Here is a 22,828-nt window from a genome sequence, read left to right as displayed (position 1 = left end):
TGGTTATTCTTTTTTATGTATGTACAAACAAAAATATAAAAATAACCATCTTTTTAAGCTTTTTATAGGATTTAATTGAGATGGTATTTAAATTTTTACATTCTGATGCTGTTTTTAGCCCTGTCTGTTACCCACTTTTTTTAATAAATTATATCAGCATGTTTATACATAGTTTATTTTTCGTAAGTTTGTTTTTGAACCTAATTGACAACAATGGCAAAGCGACTCATATTTTATTTTTTTTGCATACTCTCCAGTGTAAACTGTGTGCAGGGACAAAGGAAGATTGATTTAACCACACTGGTAAAACCGAATATTGGATCTGTTCATAGCCGGTATTTTTTTTACACACCGGCAGCGGTTCCCTTTGGAATGGCCAAATTGGCACCAAGTACTAATGGAAGTTATGGCAATAAGTCTGGCTGGGAGGCGGTGGGCTATGATGATAGACACAGCTCGATCGAAGGCTTTGCGAATTTTCACGAATTTCAGGTCGGCGGGATTACATTTGCGCCTTCGGTAGGAACGCTCAAAACGGTTCCGGGTAAATTGGATCAGCCACAAAGTGGTTACCGGTCGTCATTTGATAAGAAAGACGAATTTGCCACTTCAGGTTATTACAGGGTGAAATTGAAGGACTATGCGGTCCTGGCGGAACTGACTGCAACCAAAAGAGTAGGCTTCCATCGTTATACCTTCCCAAAAACAGATGCCGCTAATATTATATTTGATATTGGACAAGTCATGGGAGAAAGTGGTCCAGTGGTGGATGCCGAGGTCAATTATGATAAGCAGTCTGTATGGGGATATGTAGTCACTAACCCAGTTTATGTGCAGAAATATCAACCAGGAGCCACTGTAAAGATGTATTTCTTTGCACAGCTCAGCAAGTTGCCAAAGTCCTACGGTACATTTAAAGATTCGGTGATTTTTAAAGAAAAGAAAACAATACAAGGAAAGGGGGCTGGAATATTTCTTCGGTTCGCTACACAGGCTGATGAATCCATTACAATCAAGACAGGCTTGTCCTATACTTCTGTAGAAAATGCACAACTTAATTTGCAGCAGGAGGCCAAGGATCTGACCTTTGATCAGGCGAAGGCGGAGGCACTCAAGACCTGGAACAACGAGCTGGGGAGGATATTGGTGGAAGGCGGCAAAGAAGCGGACCGCGTAAAATTTTATACAGGACTATACCACGCTCTGCTCGGACGGGGACTTGCCAGCGACATTAATGGAGCCTATCCCAAAAATGATGGTTCAGTTGGCCAGATTGCTTTAAATACACAAGGAAAACCTATGCATCAGCACTATAATACAGATGCGATCTGGGGGGCATTTTGGAACCTGACACAACTCTGGTCGATTGCCTATCCTGATTATTACAACGATTGGGTACAGAGCCAACTCTTGGTATACCGTGATGCAGGTTGGCTTGGAGACGGAATTGCCAATAGTAAATATGTCTCCGGTGTGGGTACTAATTTCACAGGACTGGCGATTGCTGCGGCCTATAATGTCGGTATCCGGAATTACGACACGAATTTTGCCTATGAAGCTGTGCGAAAAAATGAACTTGAATCGCGTGGACGAATTCCGGGGGCAGGCAAGCTCGATGTAGGGGTATTTGTCGATAAGGGGTATTCGCCTTATATCGAGGATAATACCGGTAGTCCCGAATTATTGACCACCGGATCGCCATTTGGTGCCTCCCATACGTTGGAATATGCATTTTCGGCCGCAGCTGCAGCGCAATATGCAAAATCACTCGGCCGTGATGCAGACTACAGAAAACTGTATGAACTTTCAACTGCCTGGAAAGGATTATACGATCCATCGACTAAATTCATGCGACCAAAAGACAGTTTGGGGAAATTTATTCCAAATTTTAATCCTTATCAACCTTGGCGTGGTTTTCAGGAAGGAAATGCCTGGCAGTACACGTTTTATGTGCCACACGTTCCGCAGGAATTGGTCAAGCTCGTTGGAAAGGATCTATTCAATCAACGCTTGGACAGTATATTTACAGTGTCACAAAAGAATGTGTTTGGCGGAGGAACCCATATCGATGCCTTCGCAGGGATTGAAAGCTTATATAACCATGGCAATCAGCCCAACTTACATATCTCCTGGTTATTTTACTTTTCAGGAAGACCCGACCTCAGTCAAAAATGGGTACGGGCTATTTCAAATGAATTTTACGGTAATGATCCTGTACACGGTTATGGCTATGGGCAGGATGAAGACCAGGGCCAACTGGGGGCTTGGTACGTTCTGTCAGGTATCGGTTTATTCGATGTGAGCGCCTTAACAGCTGAAAATCCCGCCTTTCAGATAGGTGCTCCTCTATTTGATAAAATTACGATACAGCTACCCAAAACTTTACGAAAAAACAAATTTACCATTCAGGTTAAAAAGACGAATCCGGATAGTTTTTATGTTGGTCAGGTTCGATTGAATAACAAGCCTTGGACGGGTTGGCAGCTTCCTTTCGAACATTTGGTGAAAGGTGGGGTAATGACAGTGCATTTGAAAAGCAGTGCCAGTACAAATTAAGGTTTGTTCATGGCGGTACTTGCTAATTAATAACAGTAGTTGGCCACAAAGTAAGAGCTAACCTGTCCAAGACCAGATAATTTAAAAAATTGACTTCAAGGAATATATAAAATAAAACCTTCAGGCTTTCACAAATACCAATAGCTCTGAAAAGCGACTGAAGGTTCCTTCTGGTCAATAAATCGAACACAGCGCCTATTGATCCCTTATTGAAAAATACGAATCAATAAAAAATAAGCATTTAAAAAAAATAGGGGTGTCCAAATTTTTTGAAACACCCCTTAATGGTAGGTTGGTTTGTTGATTGCCTACGCGATTTCAGCGATGAAATTGCCCTCTTGGTCCAAATCCGCCTTGTGGGCTGCAATTTGTTGAAGATTGATATAGCCAATAACATATTTGAAATCTGCTGCGTAATATCTTTCGGTGATCTCACTAAAATTTAGTTTTTCGATCAGTTGATCGTCCGTGTATCTTAAATAAACCTTGAGCAGATAATCTTGACTATAATTTAAGGTACTCGACTCTAAATGCTTTTTATATTCATAACGATAGCCATAGCGTAATGCCGCAATATCTGACAATACGGCTGAGCCGGTAGGGTGACCGCCCGCGCCTTTGCCATAGAAGAATTGCTCATCCGCAAAAGCAGCTTTGACCAATACGCCGTTATTTTCATTTTCTACATTGTACAACATGCTTTCTTTACCTACTAAACGAGGAAGCACATAAAGTACAACCTTATTGCCATCGATCTCTTTGGCGGTAGGGATCAACTTGATTTTTAAGTTCTTTTCCTTTGCGAAGCGAATATCCTGTTGACCTAATTTGTCAATACCGATATTAAACACGTCATCTGGTTTAACATAAATACCGTATGCATGTGAAGCGACAATACAGACTTTAAATTTAGGATCATATCCGCCCACGTCAAGCGTAGGATCTGTTTCTGCAAAGCCGAGTTCCTGGGCTTTTTTTAGTGCATCTGCGTATTGTTGGTTTTCATTAAAGACTTTCGAAAGAATGTAATTGGAAGATCCGTTGAATATACCACTGACCGAATGCAAAAGCTCATTGTCATAATATTCCTCCAAGTTACGGATAATAGGAATACTTCCACAGACGGCCCCCTCATAAAGGAGGCTAGTGCCATATTCATGTTGAATATCAACCAGCTCCTCAAGATGACTGGCAATCATTTTTTTATTGGCAGATACCACATTCTTGCCAGATTTCAACGCGCGTACAGTTAGTTTATAAGCTGCTTCGGCATCATCGATCAGTTCGACAACAGTATTGATTTCGGGATCGCCCAAGATCGCTTCGGCATCCGTCGAAAATAGGTCAGCTGGCAGTGTACGTTTTTTGTCCGCATTTTTAATGACAAACTTCTTGATTTCCAGATTCAGATTTTTGGTTTTGATAATGTCGTAGAGACCTTGGCCTACTACTCCAAAGCCAAACATCCCTATCGTTAATTTATTACTCATATCTCTTCTTGTGTGCTCTTATATTATTGTTTACTTCTCTTATACTAATTCGTTGATATACGCCTTCTTATTCGCTAAAAAATTATGGATAATAGCCGTCAGTTTTTTTGTTTCTATCAGAAAGCCGTCATGGCCATAGCTTGACTCGATCTCCTGATAGCTGGCATTTGGAATATGCGCTGCGATAAATTTCTGCTCATCTGGTGGAAATAACACATCTGTATTTACACCTAAAACTAATGTAGGGCACTGAATCCCAGCGAGTGCTGATTCCAGCGATTTTCTTCCCCGGGCCAAATTGTGGCTATCCATCGCCTTTGTCAGGTAGAAGTAGCTATAAGCGTTATAGCGTTTTACAAGCTTTTCACCCTGATAATTTTGATAGGAAGCCGCTTTGTATCCATTCACTTTGCTGTCGTCCTCATCTCGTTGTGTATGGTCGTACGTAATATAATTTCGATAGGATAACAGGGCGATCGAGCGGGCTACTTTAAGACCTTTTTTACCCCCATCGGGATGGTTGGCATAGAAGGTCCGGTCTGCCGTAATTGCTAAGCGCTGACTTTCATTAAAGGCAATGCCCCAAGCAGAATGTACCGCATTGGTGCCGACGACAATGAGTTGATTGATGGCGATCGTATTGGACGCTGCCCATTCCAGCGCCTGCTGACCACCCAGGGAACCCCCGATTAGAATTTCAATTTCGTTGATATCCAGATGAGCCGCGAGCAACTGATGTGCATTGACCAGATCTTTGACCGTAAATTCCGGAAAAGATAGGTAATAGGGCTGACCAGTGGCCGGATTGATGGATAGGGGATTGCTACTGCCATAGGCTGATCCAATGACATTGGCACATACGATGTAGTAATCATTCGGATTAAATAGATCGTTTGTGCCAAACAAACCGGGCCACCAGTCCAGCACATTCGCATTTGCCGTTAGGGCATGACAGACCCAGATTACATTACTGCGATCAGCATTAATCTCACCAAATACTTGGTAGCTGATCTGTAAATCGACAAGTTCCTTCCCGTTTTCAAATATAAAGGGGCTGGGATGTTGATAAATATGCCTGCTCATTACACTTAAATTTATGAATCTACCTGATTATTTGATCTTATCGAATGCTTGTTGTAGATCCGCTTTGATATCATCAATATGTTCAATCCCTACAGAAAGGCGCAATAATCCCGGGAATACACCCGCATTTGCCTGATCTGCATCACTTAACTGTTGGTGAGTCGTTGCAGCAGGGTGGATAATCAATGATTTGGTATCACCAACGTTGGCCAGATGGCTAATAAGTTCCAGACTGTCGATAAAAGCATTTGCCTTTTGAGCGGCATCACCTTTTAATTGGAAGGAAAGGACAGCGCCATAACCGTTTTTGAGATATTTTTGCGCATTGGCAAAGCTTGGTGAACTTTTTAATCCTGGATAATTTACTTTCTCTACCTGCGGATGAGCTTCTAGCCATTTGGCGACCTCTAGGGTATTGTCTACATGGCGTTGTACACGTAACGACAGGGTTTCAAGCCCTTGCAGTAATAAGAATGAATTGAATGGCGAAAGCGCCGGACCAAAATCCCGTAGACCTTCAACACGGGCGCGGATAGCAAACTGAATATTACCAAAAGGCCCCTTTTCCCCAAATACTTCTGAGAAGACCAAGCCGTGGTAGCCTTCGGACGGTTCCGAGAATTGTGGATATTTTCCATTGCCCCAATTGTAATTTCCACCATCCACAATGACACCGCCAATACTTGTGCCATGACCGCCGATCCATTTTGTTGCGGATTCAACGACAACATGTGCACCATATTCCAAGGGTTTGAATAGATAGCCTCCAGCTCCGAAAGTATTGTCGACAATTAAGGGTAAATCATATTTTTTGGCTACAGCCGCAATTTTTTCAAAGTCAGGTATATTGAAACTCGGATTTCCGATAGTTTCTACATAAATCGCTTTGGTCTTATCGTCAATAAGTGCTTCAATTTTATCGGCTTCAGCATCCGTCGCAAAACGGGCTTCAATGCCAAGACGTTTGAATGCAACCTTAAACTGATTGAATGTACCACCGTATAAATTAGAGCCCGCTACGAAATTATCTCCGTTTTCAAGAATATTATTTAATGCGATAAATTGTGCCGCCTGACCCGAAGCAACAGCTAATGCTGCAACCCCGCCTTCCAATGCTGCGATACGTTGCTCAAAAACATCTGTTGTGGGATTCATGATCCGTGTATAGATATTACCAAATTGTTTCAGTGCAAATAGGTTGGCTCCATGTTCGGCATTCTCAAATACAAATGAAGATGTTTGGTATATAGGTACTGCTCTGGATCCCGTGGTAGGATCTGCCACTTGGCCGGCATGAACTTGTAGCGTTTCGAATTTTAGATTTTTGTTGGAAGACATAATATATCAGATTTTAAGGGTTCAAAAAAAATGTTGACAAAGAGATAAAAGAAAGCATACACACCTGTTTAAAAGGTCTGTTAATATCGTAATCCGGGAAAGGGGAAAATGATGCTTAACAAGTTGGAAGGTGCGTATGCTCGCGCATTCGCATAGACATGGCATTGCTATGTATCGCCTCTTTACCTGTTAGCTGGTTTGTCTGAAACAAACCTAAATTGTTGATGGTTTTCTGTAATGTAATAATCATTGTCTTATTTCATTTATATGCTCCAAAACGATATTGCTTTGGACAGGATTTGGCACCTTTTCAACCAAATTGAAGGTTGCCAGTGGGTCATTGAGCCAGTCTCTCGCCACTTCTTTATAAATCAAGACCTGCTGATTAAGGAAGGTGTTGATTAGAAATCTTCATCTGAAGACATTGCAAATATAAACTTCTTTTCTATTAATGCAAAAGAAAAACAATTTTTTAAATCAAACTATTGTGTAAATACATATTCCCAACAGCCTAGGGAAATATAGGCTGGGTTGAAAATCTTGTGGTTATCTGTCTCTCAGATCCGGAGTAGCGGCTTATTTTTTGCTGCGTGCGATATGCTCCGCAATTTGATCCAGATCTGTTAATAAAGGTTTTAACTCGTCTATTCTGACATAGATGTCGTTGTGCAGGACTTGCGGATTCTTTTTACTGATGGAGATGGAAAGTCCGACCAAGTGTGAATTGATCCGATAGGAGAGTGCCTGAAAATGGTGTATGTGTGACCAGTCGATCCATTTATGTTCAGGCTCTTTCTTCATCTGGTTGATGGCATCTGAAAATAAGGCCATTGCTGTTTGGGCCTTTTTACGCGCTAACCGGATGTCAAAGGAGCTCTGTAGATTGTCGGAGAGACGTTGGTTGATTATCTGGAAGTAATGCTGGTTATAGCTTGCAACCTCCTTTGCCAGGTAGACCAGACCTGAACTTTGACGCACCGGGATAAGGAAGTATCCTGCAATCGCTAGAAAAGCACCTACCAAAGTAAAAACCATACGGCTGCCCAAAATAAGATTGATATTACCTTCAAATAAGTTCAGGGCAATGACAACGGCCAACGTAATAAAAACAACACTGACCATATAATTGGAACGGTTGAATAAAAAGAATCCGAAAAGCCCGATTGCCGATAAGCTCAGTAGTAAGGGGATGCTTTCCAAAAATGTCAGACATAAAATACCGATCAAGATACCCGAAAATGTCCCTACAATTCGTTCGATATTTCGGGTTTTGGTCATTGAGAACGCCGGTCTGGCGACAATTGCAATAGTGAGCAAAATCCAATAGGTATATTTGAAATCCAGGAACAGGATACCGATCAACGCACCCACACCAAAAAGTAAAGCCATACGGAGCGCAAAGCGAAACAGTGGATTTTTAAGATGAAGTTTATTTTTGATCTCCCCCAGACTGCCCAATGGTCGGTTGATAAATTGTTGGTATTCTTCGGTACCAATCTTATCCTGAATTTCCTGATTTTGATAAAAAGCAATTTGGATTCGTTGAAGCACCTCAAGAATGGATTCCATGTTGGCAATAATAGAAAGTAGTATGGGGCCTGCTTGACCGGTTTGCTGTAGCTGGATATTTTTCAGCTCAGTCAGGCATTCATTCAGTTTAATTGTATTGTAATACAATTGTTGTGCATAACGAAACCGTTTATGTGGCTGTGAAAAGCTATCAATTTCTAGGGCCAACAACTTTATTGCGCGGCGGATTACAGGGAGGCTGCCCGTGTCGGCAAGATTTTTACGAATGGCGTCATAATCATGGTCAAGGGCGGTAATAAGCTCGTGTAGATCAATTAGGCCATAAACCTGGCTCAGCCAATAATTACTCTTAGGCCATTGATGGCCGATAATTCTTTTTTCCCGGAATAGCAGTGAACGGATCTGTTCTTGCTGTTCGCTGATCTGACCATGGATTTTTCCTACGCGACTGTAGGTAATATCCAGCGGGATGCTCGGGTCATAGGATTGGGCACGGATCAGTAAGAATTGAGATAAACCCTGAAAGCCATTTGCCATGGCATGCTTCAAGGAACGGTAGGGTTTTATATAAGCCTGTAATAGGCTGAACAAATAGTAAATCGTTGCTCCAGTTGTGATTTGCAGTCCGACTGCCAAGGGTTGTTTTGGTGCCAGGCCGATGATAAAACTCATTAAGATCAAGGTCATGTTGCCGATCGCAGCATACCGCGGGCCGAACAGGCCATACAAGGTAAAGCTGAATCCGGCTAAACCAAGGAGAATAACCAAGGGCCAGTGAAAAGGGAATAAATAAGCGGTAAGAAATGAGGCAACAAAGAATGTCGGAATGCAGAGCAATGCAGAGGATAATTTATCCTTACGGTTACCTGGAGGATCAGTCAAGGTCGTCAATAAAGAGCCTACTCCAATTCCTATGGCGGTGCTTGCCGGAACCCCTAATAAATAGATGGCTAAACTTGGTAAAATACTGATGGATACATTGCGCAAGGCATCACCACTGTGTTCACCTTGGATAAATCGCATGACTTGGTTATAAATACAGTAGAATCTTTTCTTTAATGATACGATGCCCATCAATCAGTTTACTAATTTTCGCTGCAAAAATACGAATATTATGCTTAATATTTTATAGATACATTTTATTTATTTTGAATATGATTGTTTTTATGAATTTTTATTTTGAAACAAGTCATGTTTGAAGCATTGTTTTAAGCGCATGCTTAATTAGCGGCGCCATGGGCTGAGCTTGGAGATGGCGCAGTTTTTTTTGAAAAATTGCAGTAAGCTATCTTATTGTATGGATAAAATTTGGTTTACCGAAGTAATTTGCTGTTCTACCGATTGTTTTTGGTTATCTATCTATTAACACTGGTCAAGGTGTAATGAAAACCCGAGGTTTGTTGTCATCGTTTAGAAAATGCGTGTTGACTCCCTAATTGATGATATAAAGATTTACATGATGAAACCACAGAAAAATAAATTGTTGCTATTGTCCCTAATGATCATGCTCGTTGCTCCTTGGGCAGCAGTTTCTGCACAATCGGTAGGTGGGAAGCTCCATACCGTTGTTGTTGGTCAGGATGACCTCCCCCTTGGCGCCGCCAGTATTTCACTATTGCGTAGTCCTGGCGATATTCCGTTGAAAGGGACGTTGTCGAAAGAAAACGGCGGTATTGAATTTGTGGAAGTTCCTCATGGTATATATGTGATGCAAGTTTCAGCAGTAGGTTACACAACCTACCGCTCTACTGAAATCGCATTAAAGGCGGGGGCGATCATGTCGTTGGATACCATTCGCCTGCAAGCGGAAACACGAGTTTTGGGTGAGGCTCAGGTCGTTGGCAAGAAACCCCTAATTGAAAGTCAAATTGACAAGATTGTCCTCAATGTAGAGAATAGTGTACTGGCAACCGGAAACAACGCGTTGGAACTTCTACAAAAGGTGCCCGGTGTGACTTTGGACAATAAAAAAATCAACCTGCGCGGTAAAAGTAATGTGATTATTATGATCGATGGAAAGCCTACTTATCTCTCTGCAGATGAAGTTTCCAGACTGTTGGAAAATACGGCTTCAAATGCGATCGCCTCGATTGAAGTCCTTACCAATCCGCCTTCAAAATATGACGCTGCTGGAAATGCTGGTATTATCAATATCAAAACAAAAAAAAACACGCAATTTGGTAGCAACCTCAGTTTAAACTTCAACCTGGGACAGGGAAAATACACGAAAGGTGATGGCGGTTTTTTACTCAACCATCGCAATAATTGGATAAATCTGTTTGCTTCCTATAATTACCAGAATAGTTTGGGCTTTAATGATTTAACGATCGATCGTTCTGTCAGGGATTCAGTAGGAATAACCTATTTCAATTCGGATTCTTATTCGAAATTTCGTTATCGCGGACATAATTTTAAATTCGCTGCGGATTTTAACCTTGGCAAACAAGATGTGCTTGGCTTTGTCGTCAATGGTAACGTGAGCAATGGTAATTCTACACGGCAGGGAGATAATCTAATTGCTTCGGAAAAAGGTAAATTGGACTCTGTGGTACAGGGAAGCAACTTTTCGGAATTTACCTATCACTATCTGGCTTACAACCTCAATTACAAAAAGACATTCGATACATTGGGAACTGAACTGACAGCGAATGCAGATTATTCCTATTCTAAAAATAACGATAATAGCACCGTGAAAAACCGTTTCTTAGATTCAAATTGGACGGAATTTAAAATGCCGAAGGTTTTTCGAAATGACATGTTGTCCAATTCCAAAATCTTAGTTTTCAAAACAGATTTTGTCCACCCCTTTGACAAAACAACAAAACTCGAAGCAGGGTTGAAATACAGTCGCGTTAAAACAGATAATAACTTGATCTATGAGGATCAAAACTTGGCGGGAGAGTTTGTGCTAAACACAAAACAAAGCAATCAGTTCCTGTACAACGAAAACATTGCAGCAGCATATTTTACCTTGAATAAATCCTTTGGAAAGTTTTCTGTACAAGCCGGACTCCGTGTTGAAAATACCAGTTCATTGGGCAATTCAGTAACCTTAGGACAGCAGACAAAACGCAATTATACGGATTTCTTTCCAACGGTATTTATACAACAACAGATCAATGATAATCATAAACTTGGTCTAAGCTATAGCCGAAGGATAGACCGCCCGGATTATGGTGCGTTGAATCCTTTTATCTACTACCTGGATCAATATACCTATCAATACGGTAATCCTTATTTAAATCCACAATATACCAACTCCTATGAGCTGAATTATACCTTTAAGGAACGTTATTTGTTGAGCCTTGGCTATAAGAGAACCAATGATGCAATCACGCAGGTCATAGAGAGCAATTCGGAAACCAAGGCCATCGCACAGACGGATCGGAACCTGACCTATTTCGATTATTATCATATGAACATCAATGTACCGGTTAAAGTGCTTAAAGGATGGACTACTTCCAACAACTTGACCGCGTTTTATAGCAAATATAATTTTGACGAGCGCTCAGGCGCTCAGCGTCAGCTGGAAAAGTTATCTTTTCAGGTGAGCTCCAATCATGATATCCGTATCGGTGAGACAACCAATGTGGAACTGACAGCCAATTATTTCTCTCCGGCTGTCTATGGTGTCTTTAGTTTTCAATCTTATTATGGGATCGATCTCGGAGCAGGGAAAAATTTTCTTGATAAAAAGCTGAATGTGAAGCTGGCCCTGAATGATATCTTGAATACCAGAGGACAACGGAGATTATCAAGTTCGCAGGAGAATGGCTATTATCGCATTCGCAACGGATATGATAGTAGAGTTATCCGGCTTTCGCTTTCTTACCGTTTTGGAAACGTCAATATTAAATCGGTTGATAAGAGAGCGGGGAATAACGATGAGGATAATCGCTTAAAGAAATAACTGTTTCATAAAAGGGGGAGGCGTTTAAATCAACTGCCCTTGTATAAAAAGAAGAAGAGCATTCCTGCAGGAATGCTCTTCTTCTTTTTATACATAAGCGAAATTAGCTTAAGAATAAGATCTCTCTCAATTTTGGAAGAGGCCATTTTTTATCGTCAACGATTTTTTCCAATTTGTTGACATGGTAACGGATCACATCAAAATATGGTTTTACTAGTTCATCATAAGCGATTGAACGTTCACGTACATCCTCGATTTGGTTTGCTTTTTTACGTTCTTGGCGCATGGCTTCAGCTTGTTCCAAGATTGTGTTTACATGTGTGGAGATACGTTCTACGAAATTCAATTGTGAGCTAAATGCTGCTTGAGCCAGACCTAAGTCTTTCAGGCCTTTCACATTTTCGATCAATTCGTTTTGGTAGGTGAAACATGCAGGAGCAATCTGATTATTAACCATCTCTTCGATCACACGAGCCTCGATTTGAAGTTTTTTGTAGAAGTTCTCCAACAAGATTTCATGACGAGCTTCGGATTCGCGTTTTGTATAGATACCTAAGGATTCAAATAAAGCCAAAGACTCTTCTTTTACATAGACATCTAGAGCCTTAGGAGTTGATTTAATGTTGGAAAGACCGCGTGCTTCCGCTTCTTTTTCCCACTCTTCGCTGTATCCATTTCCTTCAAAACGGATTGCTTTTGAATCTTTGATATATTTACGGACAACATTTAAGATCGCAAGATCTTTTTTCGTACCCTTTTTGATTTGCTTGTCTACCTCTGCTTTGAATTCGATCAATTGTGCGGCAACGATGGCATTTAATATCGTCATTGGTAGGGCAGAGTTTGCTGAGGAACCCACGGCGCGGAACTCAAACTTATTACCCGTGAATGCGAAAGGTGAAGTACGGTTACGGTCCGTGTTATCCAATTTCAATTCTGGAACTTTAGGGATACCGTGCCACAAGTTTGCTTCAGCTTTAACTTTCTTGGCTACACGAGCTGATTCTACTTCTTCCAATAATTCGTCTAATTGAGAACCTAAGAAGATCGAGATAATTGCCGGTGGCGCTTCGTTAGCACCTAAACGGTGGTCGTTACTTGCGCTTGCAATAGATGCACGCATTAAATCAGCATTTTCAAAAACCGCTTTGATGGTATTGACAAAGAATGTCAAGAACATCAGGTTATTTTTAGGCGTTTTGCCTGGAGACAATAGGTTGACACCAGTATTGGTAATCAAAGACCAGTTGTTGTGTTTTCCAGAACCGTTTACACCAGAATATGGTTTTTCATGTAATAATACTTTGAAGTTGTGTCTCAAAGCAACTTGCTCCATGACGTTCATCAACAATTGATTGTGGTCAATTGCCAAGTTGATCTCTTCGTACATTGGTGCACACTCAAACTGCGATGGTGCCACCTCATTGTGACGCGTTTTTAATGGAATACCTAATTTCAACGCTTCATTTTCCAGATCAACCATGTATGCTAATACACGCTCTGGAATCGCACCGAAATAATGGTCTTCCAATTGTTGGCCTTTGGCTGACATGTGACCGAATAAAGTACGTCCAGTCAATTGAAGGTCAGGGCGGGCATTGTATAAAGAAAGGTCAACTAGAAAATACTCTTGCTCGATACCAAGAGAAGCGTTTACTTTCGTGATAGATTTGTCAAAATATTGTGCCACTTCGGTTGCAGCTTTATCAACGGCATTGATTGCTTTTAATAGAGGTGCTTTATAATCTAATGATTCACCCGTATAGGAAACAAATACTGTAGGGATACAGAGTGTTTTGCCGGCACCGGTTTCGTAGATAAATGCTGGTGACGAAGGATCCCAGGCAGTATAGCCACGCGCTTCGAAAGTGTTACGGATACCGCCATTTGGGAAGGATGAAGCATCTGGTTCTTGTTGAACCAAAGCGTCAGCAGTGAATTTTTCGATTGCTTCACCATTTTCATCCGGCTCGAAAAATGCATCGTGTTTTTCAGCTGTCGAACCAGTCAAAGGTTGAAACCAATGTGTATAGTGGGAAACGCCATGATTAAGTGCCCAAGTTTTCATTGCCTGAGAAATGTGCTCAGCTAGATCTCTTGAAATAATCTGTCCCTCTTCAATGGATGCAACTAACTCCTTGTATGAGTTTTTAGGAAGGTAGTCTTTCATTTTGTTTACGGAAAAAACGTTCTTTCCGTAGATGTCAGTTGCTTTTTTAGTTTCAACTTTTTCAAATTGTGCAATCTGGCGTGAGCCCGCTGCCTCTACTGCTTTGAATCTTAGGTTCGACATTTGTATTTTATAATTAAATTACAGTTTTGTTGATTTTGTTTTTCAAAAATATTGTGTTTTTACGGAAAACTGAAATTTTTTTTGATTTTTTTTGAAAAATATGTATTTGACAATGGTTTTTGGTTAAAAAAAATGGGTCGATTTTTATAAATCGACCCATTTTGAGTATTTTTAGTTGTAATCCAATCCCCAGTCTATTCCTTTTAAGGTGGCTGGCACTCCTTTCTTCAGCCAATTTGCTGCAGGAGCTCCTTTTAGATAGTGATCGAAGAACTGCTGTTCGCGTATCTGTATATCTTTTCTGTTTTGTCGTTGAATCAAATTATGTTCATCGCCATTATAGTTCAACATCCAGACCGGTTTGTTTAACCGGCGTAAAGCAGTAAACATTTCGATACCTTGGTACCATGGCACAGCACCATCATTATCATTGGCCATAATAACAACAGGTGTATTTACCTTGTTCATATGAAACAGGGGTGAATTCTCGATATAGAGTTCGGGCGCCTCCCATAGGGTTTTTCCGATACGGCTTTGCGTATGCTCGTACTGGAATTGACGTGACATACCCGACTGCCAACGTATTCCTCCATAAGCGGAAGTCATATTGACTACTGGTGCTCCGGTCCATGCTGCAGCATACATATTGGTGCGTGTGATCAGGTGAGCTACTTGATAGCCGCCCCAGCTTTGTCCCTGGATACCCATTTTGGTGCTGTCTACCCAGGAATTTTGTGCTAAATAACGCATGCCCGAATTGATATATTCCTCTGCAGATTTTCCAGGATGCCCAGTTTCGTAACTTATATTTGGCGCAAAGACCAAATACTCGTTGCTCACGAAATAAGGGATATTGAGCCGCGAAGGAGTAGGAGCAGGCGGCTGATAGGTATATAGGCCATCCGACAGCTTTTCATAGAAATAAGCAATGATCGGGTATTTTTTTGCAGGGTCAAAATTTTCGGGTTTATAAAGAATGCCTTCCGCCTGATGGCCTGCAGGTGTGGTCCAATGCACAAGCTCGGCAGTACCCCAGTTATAGTTTGCTTGTTGTTTGTTAATATCGGACAGTTGCAGTTCATCTTTGAACTTTATACTATTGATATAAACGTTGGGCGAATTGCTATAGTCTTCCTTACTATAAAGGATCGTTTGTTGATCCGCAGAAGCATTTATATTTCTAAATGTTTTTGGTTCAACAAAAAGGCTTTTAGGATCATTGTGCTGCCCTTTGAATTGGTAAAAACCAGACTCTTTGGTTTTATTGTCAAATGAGGTCAAGAAGCCTCCTTTTTTGTAGTCCAGCGTCAATGGCTGATCACGGTCTTCATCACGTCTTAAAGGGAGATAACGGAATGTCGTTTGGGAAGCAGCGCCGTAACCGTTGGTGAGAATGGATTTATTGGATCCATCCAGATTAAAATACCAGATATCATAACGAGAGTTGAGATATACACCTTTGTAATCAGGACTCCAGGCCGCCATTCCGTAGGCTTGAGCGGAAGTAGGCATATCATTTTCCTCATCGGCGAAGGATGCAGGAATACCTTCATTTAAGACCACTTTTCTTTTGGAACTGACCTGGTAGGAATTCCATGTCCCTTTTTCTTCGTCGAAATAAACGACATATTTTGCATCCGGACTAAGCGCTACATTTCCCGAGAAGTTGGAAAGAACTAATTCCCGTTGACCAGTTCTTGTCGAGACCAGGTAGATATCTTCCTTTGTGCCACCTTTCCATTGGCTTTCAATCCTTTTGCCAAAATCTGTACGGGCCAATATATATTCTGCATTTCCATCAGGTGTCAGGGCTGTAGAATTAAAAGTTTCATCTGTCAACGGAATAACGTTACGATTATTTTTGGGATAGGTAACTGCCAGGAAATTTTTGGAAAGGTCTTTGTTCAGGTTGACCAATTGCATAGGCTGCAAGTAGTCGTCCTGCCAGCCCCAGACATCCACTTTGGCATGTTCAAAATCAACTAATGTCGTGTCTTTGACACGGGGGATAGGTGCGATACCAAAGAAAAGCTTTTCACCATTTTTGCTGAACCGGATATTTCCATCTCCGCTGACAGCCCAGTTTTTGGGAATGCCCATGCTATTTTTCGTCGCTAGGTACTGCGCAGTATCGATGCCATTGGTATAATAATAGAGGTTATAGTTTTTAACCAGTGCCTTTTCCTTGGATAGATCACCTAAGTAAGCTAGTTGATTGCCCGTTTCATCAAAACTGAAATTTTTATATTCGCCTTTGCCTGTTGATATTTTTTTTAGGTTTTTGGTGGCTATATCATATAAATAGACTCCAGATTCCTTAGAAAGGCTGTCTTTTGCGTCGGTTTTCTTTGAAAAGACCAGTTTTGTTCCATTTTTGTTCCATTCATATTGATCTACTAAGGAAAATTGGACCGAATCTCCAGAATTGAGGTTATATAACGCGAGTGTAGCAATAGCTTTCTTCTTTTTGTCGCCGCTATTTCTCTTATTTTGTGTAGAGTCTGCTGGATTTTTGGATGGCTCTGTTTTTTCGTCTGATTGTTTATCAAAGAGGAAGGAAACAAAATTGTTGTTTTGTTCTGAAACTTTATAGGATTTCACCTGTCCAAATTTGACAAGCGAAGAGCTGGTTAAATTATAGATTGCAAGAGAATCTTTCGGCAAATCCTCTGTTTTTTTCTTTTTAATTCTTGCCTCACGTGTTACGGCAAATGGCGCTTTGATTAAGCTGATCAAATGATTTTCTGTATCGGTCAGTTTTCCATTATAGCCCCGCGGGATCTGGATCAATTCTTTGTTTTCTTTCGTTTTCAGGAACAGTTGACTATCGCCTTCTTGTGGAGCCACCTGAAAGAGTACAAATTTACCGGATTTACTGATATAGGGAGATGATATGCTTTGCCAGCTATCATATACCGTATGGTCCACTGGTTTCTTTTGTGCGTGTACCGCTAAGCTCGCAAGAAAACAGAATGGAATACAGATATTTTTCTTATTCATGTTTAAATTCTTTTTGCTGCAATTTATCCATAAAAAATAAAAAAACGTTGATTTTTTGGTATATTCATTGTTACGTAAATATAAAAAACTGATTATGAAATCATCATCTATTATCGTTTCTGTTATCGTGGGCGTCGTGGTGTTGCTTACTGCATGGATCTTGGGCAGTGCATATCGATATAAATTTAAATCTACGCAGACAATTACCGTCAATGGCAATGCAAAGAAAGATTTTGAATCTGATTTAGTCAAATGGAACGCAACATTTAGTAGGAAGAACTTTGAATTAAGCGCAGCTTCGGCACAATTGGCAACAGACCGTGATCTGGTACGGGACTTTTTAGTTCAGCAGGGCGTTAAAGTCGCTGAAATTCGTTTCGAGGCCGTGAATATTGCCAAAGACTTTGAATACCATACTGATGGAAAAGGAAACGGTTATAATACATTTTCAGGCTACACCCTGTCCCAAACAGTAAGTGTGGAATCCAAGGATCTCAACAAAGTGGACAATGCTTCCAGAGAAATATCAACGTTGATTTCGAAGGGAATAGAATTGAGCTCAAGTACGCCAAATTATTATTACTCAAAACTGGAAGACCTTAAATTAGAATTGATTTCCCAGGCTTCTAAAAATGCACACCAACGTGCAGATAATATTGCCAAGGAATCGAATGCTGGATTAGGTGATTTGGTAAAAGCTGATTTGGGTATTTTTCAGATAACGGGGCAAAACGATAATGAAGAATACTCGTCGGGGGGAGCATTTAATACAACTTCACGTAAGAAAACAGCGAATATAACAGTCAAAGCGAGCTTTTTGAGTAATTAATGGAAAATTATTCGGCTGTCTTTCAGTGTGCTATTGATTTTGAGTAGAAATTTATTCGAAAAGTTTTCTCTTTTTCAATAAAAAGCCTACTTTTGCATCATCCCAAACGGATATGCCCGGATGGCGGAATTGGTAGACGCGCTGGTCTCAAACACCAGTGGGAAACCGTGCCGGTTCGACTCCGGCTCCGGGTACAAAATCCCTCTTTACGCAAGTAGAGAGGGATTTTTTTTATGAGGGTATTTTTGCCTATTGCATTGGGTTTGGTTCGCTAGATGGTGTGTATGTTTACGGTGGAATAACAATCACAAACTTTAAAGCCAAATAGAGCCTCCTTTCTCTGCTTATTCTTTGCTTGTTTATTGCCGTTTCTTTGCCTTTTGTAGGCCCTTTCTTTGAGACTACCTTGGTATTCCTTTGGTATTTCCTTGCTTATTCTTTGGTGTTTTATTGCTGTTTCTTTGGTATAATAGCAATAAAATACCAATAAAGAGGCATAGAAAATAGCAAGGCAAGTGGTATGTTGCCCAAAGTAAGCAGGGAAGCAGGTCCGAATAGAGGGGAGTTAAATGGAGAGAAAGATGTATACGGTTTTTTTTTGCATAAACCTTTTTTATTATGAAAATTCTTGTTTAAATTGGAAATACCAAATATAAACTTGGATGAAAGCAGTATTTTTATCTTTCGCTTTATTCTGTTGCTTTTTTGCATGGGGACAAGACCGTTTTGTTCTGAAAGAAAAAAAGAAAGCTAAGTTCCCATTTCTGTTTGTGCATAACTTGGTAATCATCCCCGTGAAGGTCAATGGTTTTGCCATGAATTTCCTGTTGGACACAGGAGTCAAAGAGACCATGATATTTGGAGAGACGCTGAAATCTATTGATAGTGCCGTTTTCGTGAATAAATTTCAAGGCCTGGGTAAGGACGAAGGCTTGGACGGTTATTTGTCCGTGAACAACAGTGTTAGCGTAGCCGATGTTTATGAAGATAATGACCAGCCTATCTATATCCTTAAGAATGCTCATATTGATATTTCTACCCGAATAGGCGTTGAAGTAAACGGCATTATGGGTAGTCGTTTTTTTAGTGATCATGTTGTTGAAATGGATTTTTTGAAACATAGAATCACTGTATATCAGAAGGGCGAGGATCCCAAGGGGCTCGCTAAAATGCATCGTATCCCGCTTGATATTTTGAACAGTAGGCCTTATATTCCTGTTGCTTTTAATCAGGATTCTGCAGACATTGAAGGGCGTGTACTGATCGATATGGGCAATAGTGATGCCTTGATGTTAATCCCTTCCAAATTAAATAATTTTACGATCAAACCACCTTTTATCGATGATTATATTGGACAGGGATTCAATGGCGAGATCTATGGAAAAAGAAACCGCATCAAATCCCTGGAATTGGGACCATTTAAAATGAATTATCCGTTAGTGGCCTATCCTGAATTGAGCTCGACGCAACATGCAACATTTGTCAATGAGCGCATCGGTTCTGTTGGAAACGAACTCCTGCGTAGATTTAAAGTAATTTTCGACTATCCCAATAATGCGGTTTATCTTCTTAAAAATAGAAACTTTGATAAATTTTATTACCTAAACATGAGTGGCCTTGAAATTATCCATGACGGTATAAAATATGAGAAAGAGGAGGTTCCTGTTTACTTAAAGAAAGATGGTGGAACCGAGATCCGGATGGATAACAGGGTGCAGTATCGATTTGTCCTTAAAAACATGTATAAAATCGCAACTGTCCGGACAGCTTCACCAGCGGCAATTGCTGGATTACAACCTGATGATAAGCTGTTGAAAATCAATGGGCGATCGGCTTCTTCCTATTCCCTCGAAACGATTCATACCCTTTTCAAATCAGAGGAAGGTAAAGAAATGAAATTTAAGATTGAAAGAGCAGGAAAAGTGCTTGAATATACATTCTTGTTGAAAGATCCATTGCCTTTTAATACAAAATAAAATTTTGAAAAGTAAGTTGATCTTGCTTATCTTTGCCCTCGATATTAATTTGCAAACAATTTAAAGACGAAGAACTATGTTGGTCTCCAGGATTAAAACAAAAAGCGCTTTTGCAGCAAATGGATTTGCTGAAAGCATTCTTCGTGCTTTTCTTCACCTATAACGTATTCTTTACGAAATGAAAAAAGCCCGAAGATCATTCGGGTTTTTTATTGCCTTTTATTTTCTGTTTTGCCAGCTTATGCACGTCATGTTTTGGCGATCCATGATATTGTCACTGCCTTTAGGTAGATCAATTCGGTAGGACTGGAAGTGTTTTGTTCATTCGAGAGACTTGTTAAATTGAGAGACTTGTTCAATCTGCAAACGCCTAACCGTCGCCGTTGGTAAACAGCTATTTTAGAAAAGAGATTCCCGAATGTTTTTAGATCGCCTATTCCTAAAACGGATAAGGCAATATGTTACATTATTTTTAAGAATATGGGAAGTAAATTATCGGGGAAAGACCTTGTTAAAATTGGTTTTCCTCAGCATAATATTATAAATGTAGCCTTAGGGCTAATCACACGCCACCGAAGAGGAGAAAAGAAAGTAAATATCCTTTTGGAAGCGAAGAAGGTGCTGGAAGCACCTGAAAAATTCAGAGAAGATGCAGTTTGGGCCAAGCTTGCTGAAGGCCTTATTCAACCGGCTGAAGTGCGCAAGCAACAGCTAAATAAGCAAATGGCTCCTTTTACCATCTTTGGTGAAAATGAAATTGATGAGCAGGCCAAAAGGCAGCTGTATGAGGCTTTGAAGCTGCCCATCGCCTGCAAGGGGGCATTGATGCCAGACGCACACATGGGCTATGGTTTACCTATTGGCGGCGTACTGGCAACGGATAATGCTGTAATACCTTATGGGGTAGGTATGGATATAGGCTGCCGGATGAGTTTATCGATCTTCGATCTACCGGCAAGTTATTTCAAAGGACGGGAATTCCAGCTGCGGAATATACTGAAGGAAAATACCAAATTTGGCATGTACGATACACATCAGGAGAAACAGGATCATGCTATTTTTAGCCGTCCAGAGTTTAAAGCTATCCCTTTGTTGAAATCACTGTTAGACAAAGCTTATAAACAATTTGGGACTTCGGGCGGTGGAAATCACTTTGTCGAATTCGGTGTGGTTGAGTTGCATCGCGTTCGCGCGGAGTGGGGCATTAGTCCCGGAGCTTATCTAGCGGTTTTGTCACACAGTGGGTCCCGTGGTTTGGGCGCTAATATTGCTAAACAGTACACAGCTTTAGCTGCAAAGCAATGCCCTTTGCCACGCCAGGTACAACATTTGGCATGGCTGGATCTAGACACTGAGGCAGGACAGGAGTATTGGCTGGCAATGAATCTAGCTGGTGATTATGCGCAGGCTTGCCATGCGGATATCCATAGACGTTTGGCAAAGGCATTGGGTGAACGCCCTGTGTTGACCATTGAGAACCATCATAATTTTGCCTGGCGGGAAATGGTCGATGGCAAGGAATGTATCGTGCACCGTAAAGGGGCAACACCTGCAGGACAAGGGGTATTGGGAATTATTCCGGGCTCTATGACGGCACCGGGTTTTATTGTTGAGGGGCGCGGAAATCCATTGAGTGTACAATCGGCTTCACATGGCGCTGGACGTATAATGTCCCGTGCAGCCTGTAAAAGTAGCCTCACTAAAAGTGCCATGCTCAAGGAACTGGAGCAGCATGGTGTGGAGCTAATTGGCGGGGCGCTGGATGAAGCACCACATGCCTACAAAGATATCCATCGTGTGATGGGCTTGCAAAATGAGCTGGTTAATGTATTTGGGACATTCAGTCCGAAGATTGTTCGTATGGATAAATAAGACGGGATGGAAAAGTATATTTTAATTACTTCGGGACGGGGTCCTAAGGAGTGTAATTTAACTGTTCAACTGGTGTTCGAAAGGCTATTGAAAGAGTCGGATCAATATGCTATATCGATCGAGACGATGAGGGAGGAGAAAATAGACGGACTTCCATGCTCATTTGTCCTAAAATTGACGGGCGCAGAAGTCGAGCTATTCAGGGACCGTTGGATAGGTACAATCTGCTGGATTTGTCAAAGCCCTTTTCGACCAAATCATCGACGTAAAAATTGGTTTGTAGAGGTGAAGGATTGGCATCCGGTAAAAGGCGCCGCAAAAATGAGTCTAAAAGATGTGCAATTCAAAGCAATGCGGAGCAGCGGTGCTGGTGGACAGCATGTAAATAAAGTGAGCTCGGCTGTTCGCGCAACCCATCTTCCTACAGGATTGATGGTGCAGGTAATGGATACTCGTTCTCAATTGCAAAATAGAGAAATTGCTGTTTCGCGTTTGGAAGAACAGTTGATAGCGCTCGAACGATTGCAAAAGGCTACAGCGGAAAATCAGCGATGGAAAGACCAGATTGCAATTAAAAGAGGTAATTCGAAGCGTATTTTCCTTGGATCCAAATTTAAGGAACAGTGATCAATTGAGAATAGGCTAGCCATTGTGGCTAGCTGATCTTTTATATCTGGAAACGCTTGTTTAAGCCCTGGTCAGCTGTGATCAGGGCTTAATTTTTTACCTGACGTAGTGATTTCATTCTATTATAAGAGTTATAAGAGTACGATAAAGGGGGGATTTGATGCCTGTTGGATAGCCTATTTTTCAATTAGCCAAGTCTAGTAGCTATAATTTAACATTTGATGTTAAGATGTGGGCAATACTGGTTAATATACTCTTGTGTTGTGCTTTAATATTTATATAAATTGGCTCAGTAAAAACATTTTAAAACTAACTCTTAGAAAC

At 40.9% G+C, this 22,828-nt stretch carries 13 protein-coding genes, 1 tRNA gene and 1 riboswitch; of the genes, 7 read left to right on the top strand and 7 right to left on the bottom strand.

The window, feature by feature from the left end:
- Positions 1–213: 213 nt before the first annotated feature.
- Positions 214–2,556: a GH92 family glycosyl hydrolase gene (locus BWD42_RS08440; protein ID WP_077434961.1), complete on the top strand. Its 2,343-nt coding sequence runs from the start codon at positions 214–216 to the stop codon at positions 2,554–2,556.
- A 308-nt stretch (positions 2,557–2,864) separates the two neighbouring features.
- Here the strand turns inward: BWD42_RS08440 and BWD42_RS08435 are convergent, their stop codons facing one another.
- The 5 genes from BWD42_RS08435 to BWD42_RS08420 form a co-directional block, all read right to left on the bottom strand.
- Positions 2,865–4,046, bottom strand: a complete 1,182-nt coding sequence (locus tag BWD42_RS08435; protein WP_077434959.1) for a homoserine dehydrogenase — start codon at positions 4,044–4,046, stop codon at positions 2,865–2,867.
- Positions 4,047–4,085: 39 nt separating this feature from the next.
- Positions 4,086–5,129 carry a homoserine O-acetyltransferase family protein gene (gene metX / locus BWD42_RS08430; protein ID WP_077434957.1) on the bottom strand — a complete coding sequence of 348 codons (1,044 nt, stop codon included), beginning with the start codon at positions 5,127–5,129 and terminating at the stop codon, positions 4,086–4,088.
- Positions 5,130–5,156: 27 nt separating this feature from the next.
- Positions 5,157–6,467, bottom strand: a complete 1,311-nt coding sequence (locus BWD42_RS08425; protein ID WP_077434955.1) for an O-acetylhomoserine aminocarboxypropyltransferase/cysteine synthase family protein — start codon at positions 6,465–6,467, stop codon at positions 5,157–5,159.
- Positions 6,468–6,582: 115 nt separating this feature from the next.
- Positions 6,583–6,717, bottom strand: coding sequence for a hypothetical protein (locus BWD42_RS25070; RefSeq protein ID WP_262507812.1), 135 nt, complete (start codon positions 6,715–6,717; stop codon positions 6,583–6,585).
- Between the two features lie 10 nt (positions 6,718–6,727).
- Positions 6,728–6,840, bottom strand: a riboswitch (SAM riboswitch).
- A gap of 203 nt (positions 6,841–7,043) precedes the next feature.
- Positions 7,044–9,020, bottom strand: coding sequence for an FUSC family protein (locus BWD42_RS08420; RefSeq protein ID WP_175992000.1), 1,977 nt, complete (start codon positions 9,018–9,020; stop codon positions 7,044–7,046).
- 433 nt (positions 9,021–9,453) lie between these two features.
- Between BWD42_RS08420 and BWD42_RS08415 the strand changes: the two genes are divergently transcribed.
- Positions 9,454–11,907: a TonB-dependent receptor gene (locus BWD42_RS08415; protein WP_175991999.1), complete on the top strand. Its 2,454-nt coding sequence runs from the start codon at positions 9,454–9,456 to the stop codon at positions 11,905–11,907.
- A gap of 103 nt (positions 11,908–12,010) precedes the next feature.
- Here the strand turns inward: BWD42_RS08415 and BWD42_RS08410 are convergent, their stop codons facing one another.
- Positions 12,011–14,200 (bottom strand): glutamine synthetase III, encoded by a 2,190-nt coding sequence (locus BWD42_RS08410; protein WP_077434949.1) that lies wholly within the window; start codon positions 14,198–14,200, stop codon positions 12,011–12,013.
- 171 nt (positions 14,201–14,371) lie between these two features.
- A complete protein-coding gene (locus BWD42_RS08405) occupies positions 14,372–17,200 on the bottom strand; it encodes a prolyl oligopeptidase family serine peptidase (protein WP_139351065.1) in 2,829 nt (942 codons plus the stop codon).
- Positions 17,201–17,294: 94 nt separating this feature from the next.
- On the opposite strand from BWD42_RS08405, the gene BWD42_RS08400 reads away from it, so the two are divergent.
- The 5 genes from BWD42_RS08400 to prfH all read left to right on the top strand — a co-directional run bounded on the left by BWD42_RS08400 (position 17,295) and on the right by prfH (position 22,504).
- Positions 17,295–18,029: an SIMPL domain-containing protein gene (locus BWD42_RS08400; RefSeq protein WP_077434947.1), complete on the top strand. Its 735-nt coding sequence runs from the start codon at positions 17,295–17,297 to the stop codon at positions 18,027–18,029.
- A 114-nt stretch (positions 18,030–18,143) separates the two neighbouring features.
- Positions 18,144–18,223 (top strand) — tRNA-Leu (locus BWD42_RS08395).
- 468 nt (positions 18,224–18,691) lie between these two features.
- Positions 18,692–20,005, top strand: coding sequence for a PDZ domain-containing protein (locus BWD42_RS08390; protein ID WP_077434945.1), 1,314 nt, complete (start codon positions 18,692–18,694; stop codon positions 20,003–20,005).
- A gap of 480 nt (positions 20,006–20,485) precedes the next feature.
- Complete coding sequence (locus BWD42_RS08385; protein ID WP_077434943.1) at positions 20,486–21,877, top strand: RtcB family protein; 1,392 nt, start codon at positions 20,486–20,488, stop codon at positions 21,875–21,877.
- A gap of 6 nt (positions 21,878–21,883) precedes the next feature.
- Positions 21,884–22,504: a peptide chain release factor H gene (gene prfH / locus BWD42_RS08380; RefSeq protein ID WP_077434941.1), complete on the top strand. Its 621-nt coding sequence runs from the start codon at positions 21,884–21,886 to the stop codon at positions 22,502–22,504.
- The last annotated feature ends 324 nt before the right edge of the window (positions 22,505–22,828 follow it).

Source organism: Sphingobacterium sp. CZ-UAM (genome assembly GCF_002000245.1).
Classification (GTDB): domain Bacteria; phylum Bacteroidota; class Bacteroidia; order Sphingobacteriales; family Sphingobacteriaceae; genus Sphingobacterium.
This window is presented reverse-complemented; position numbering and strand designations above follow the sequence as displayed.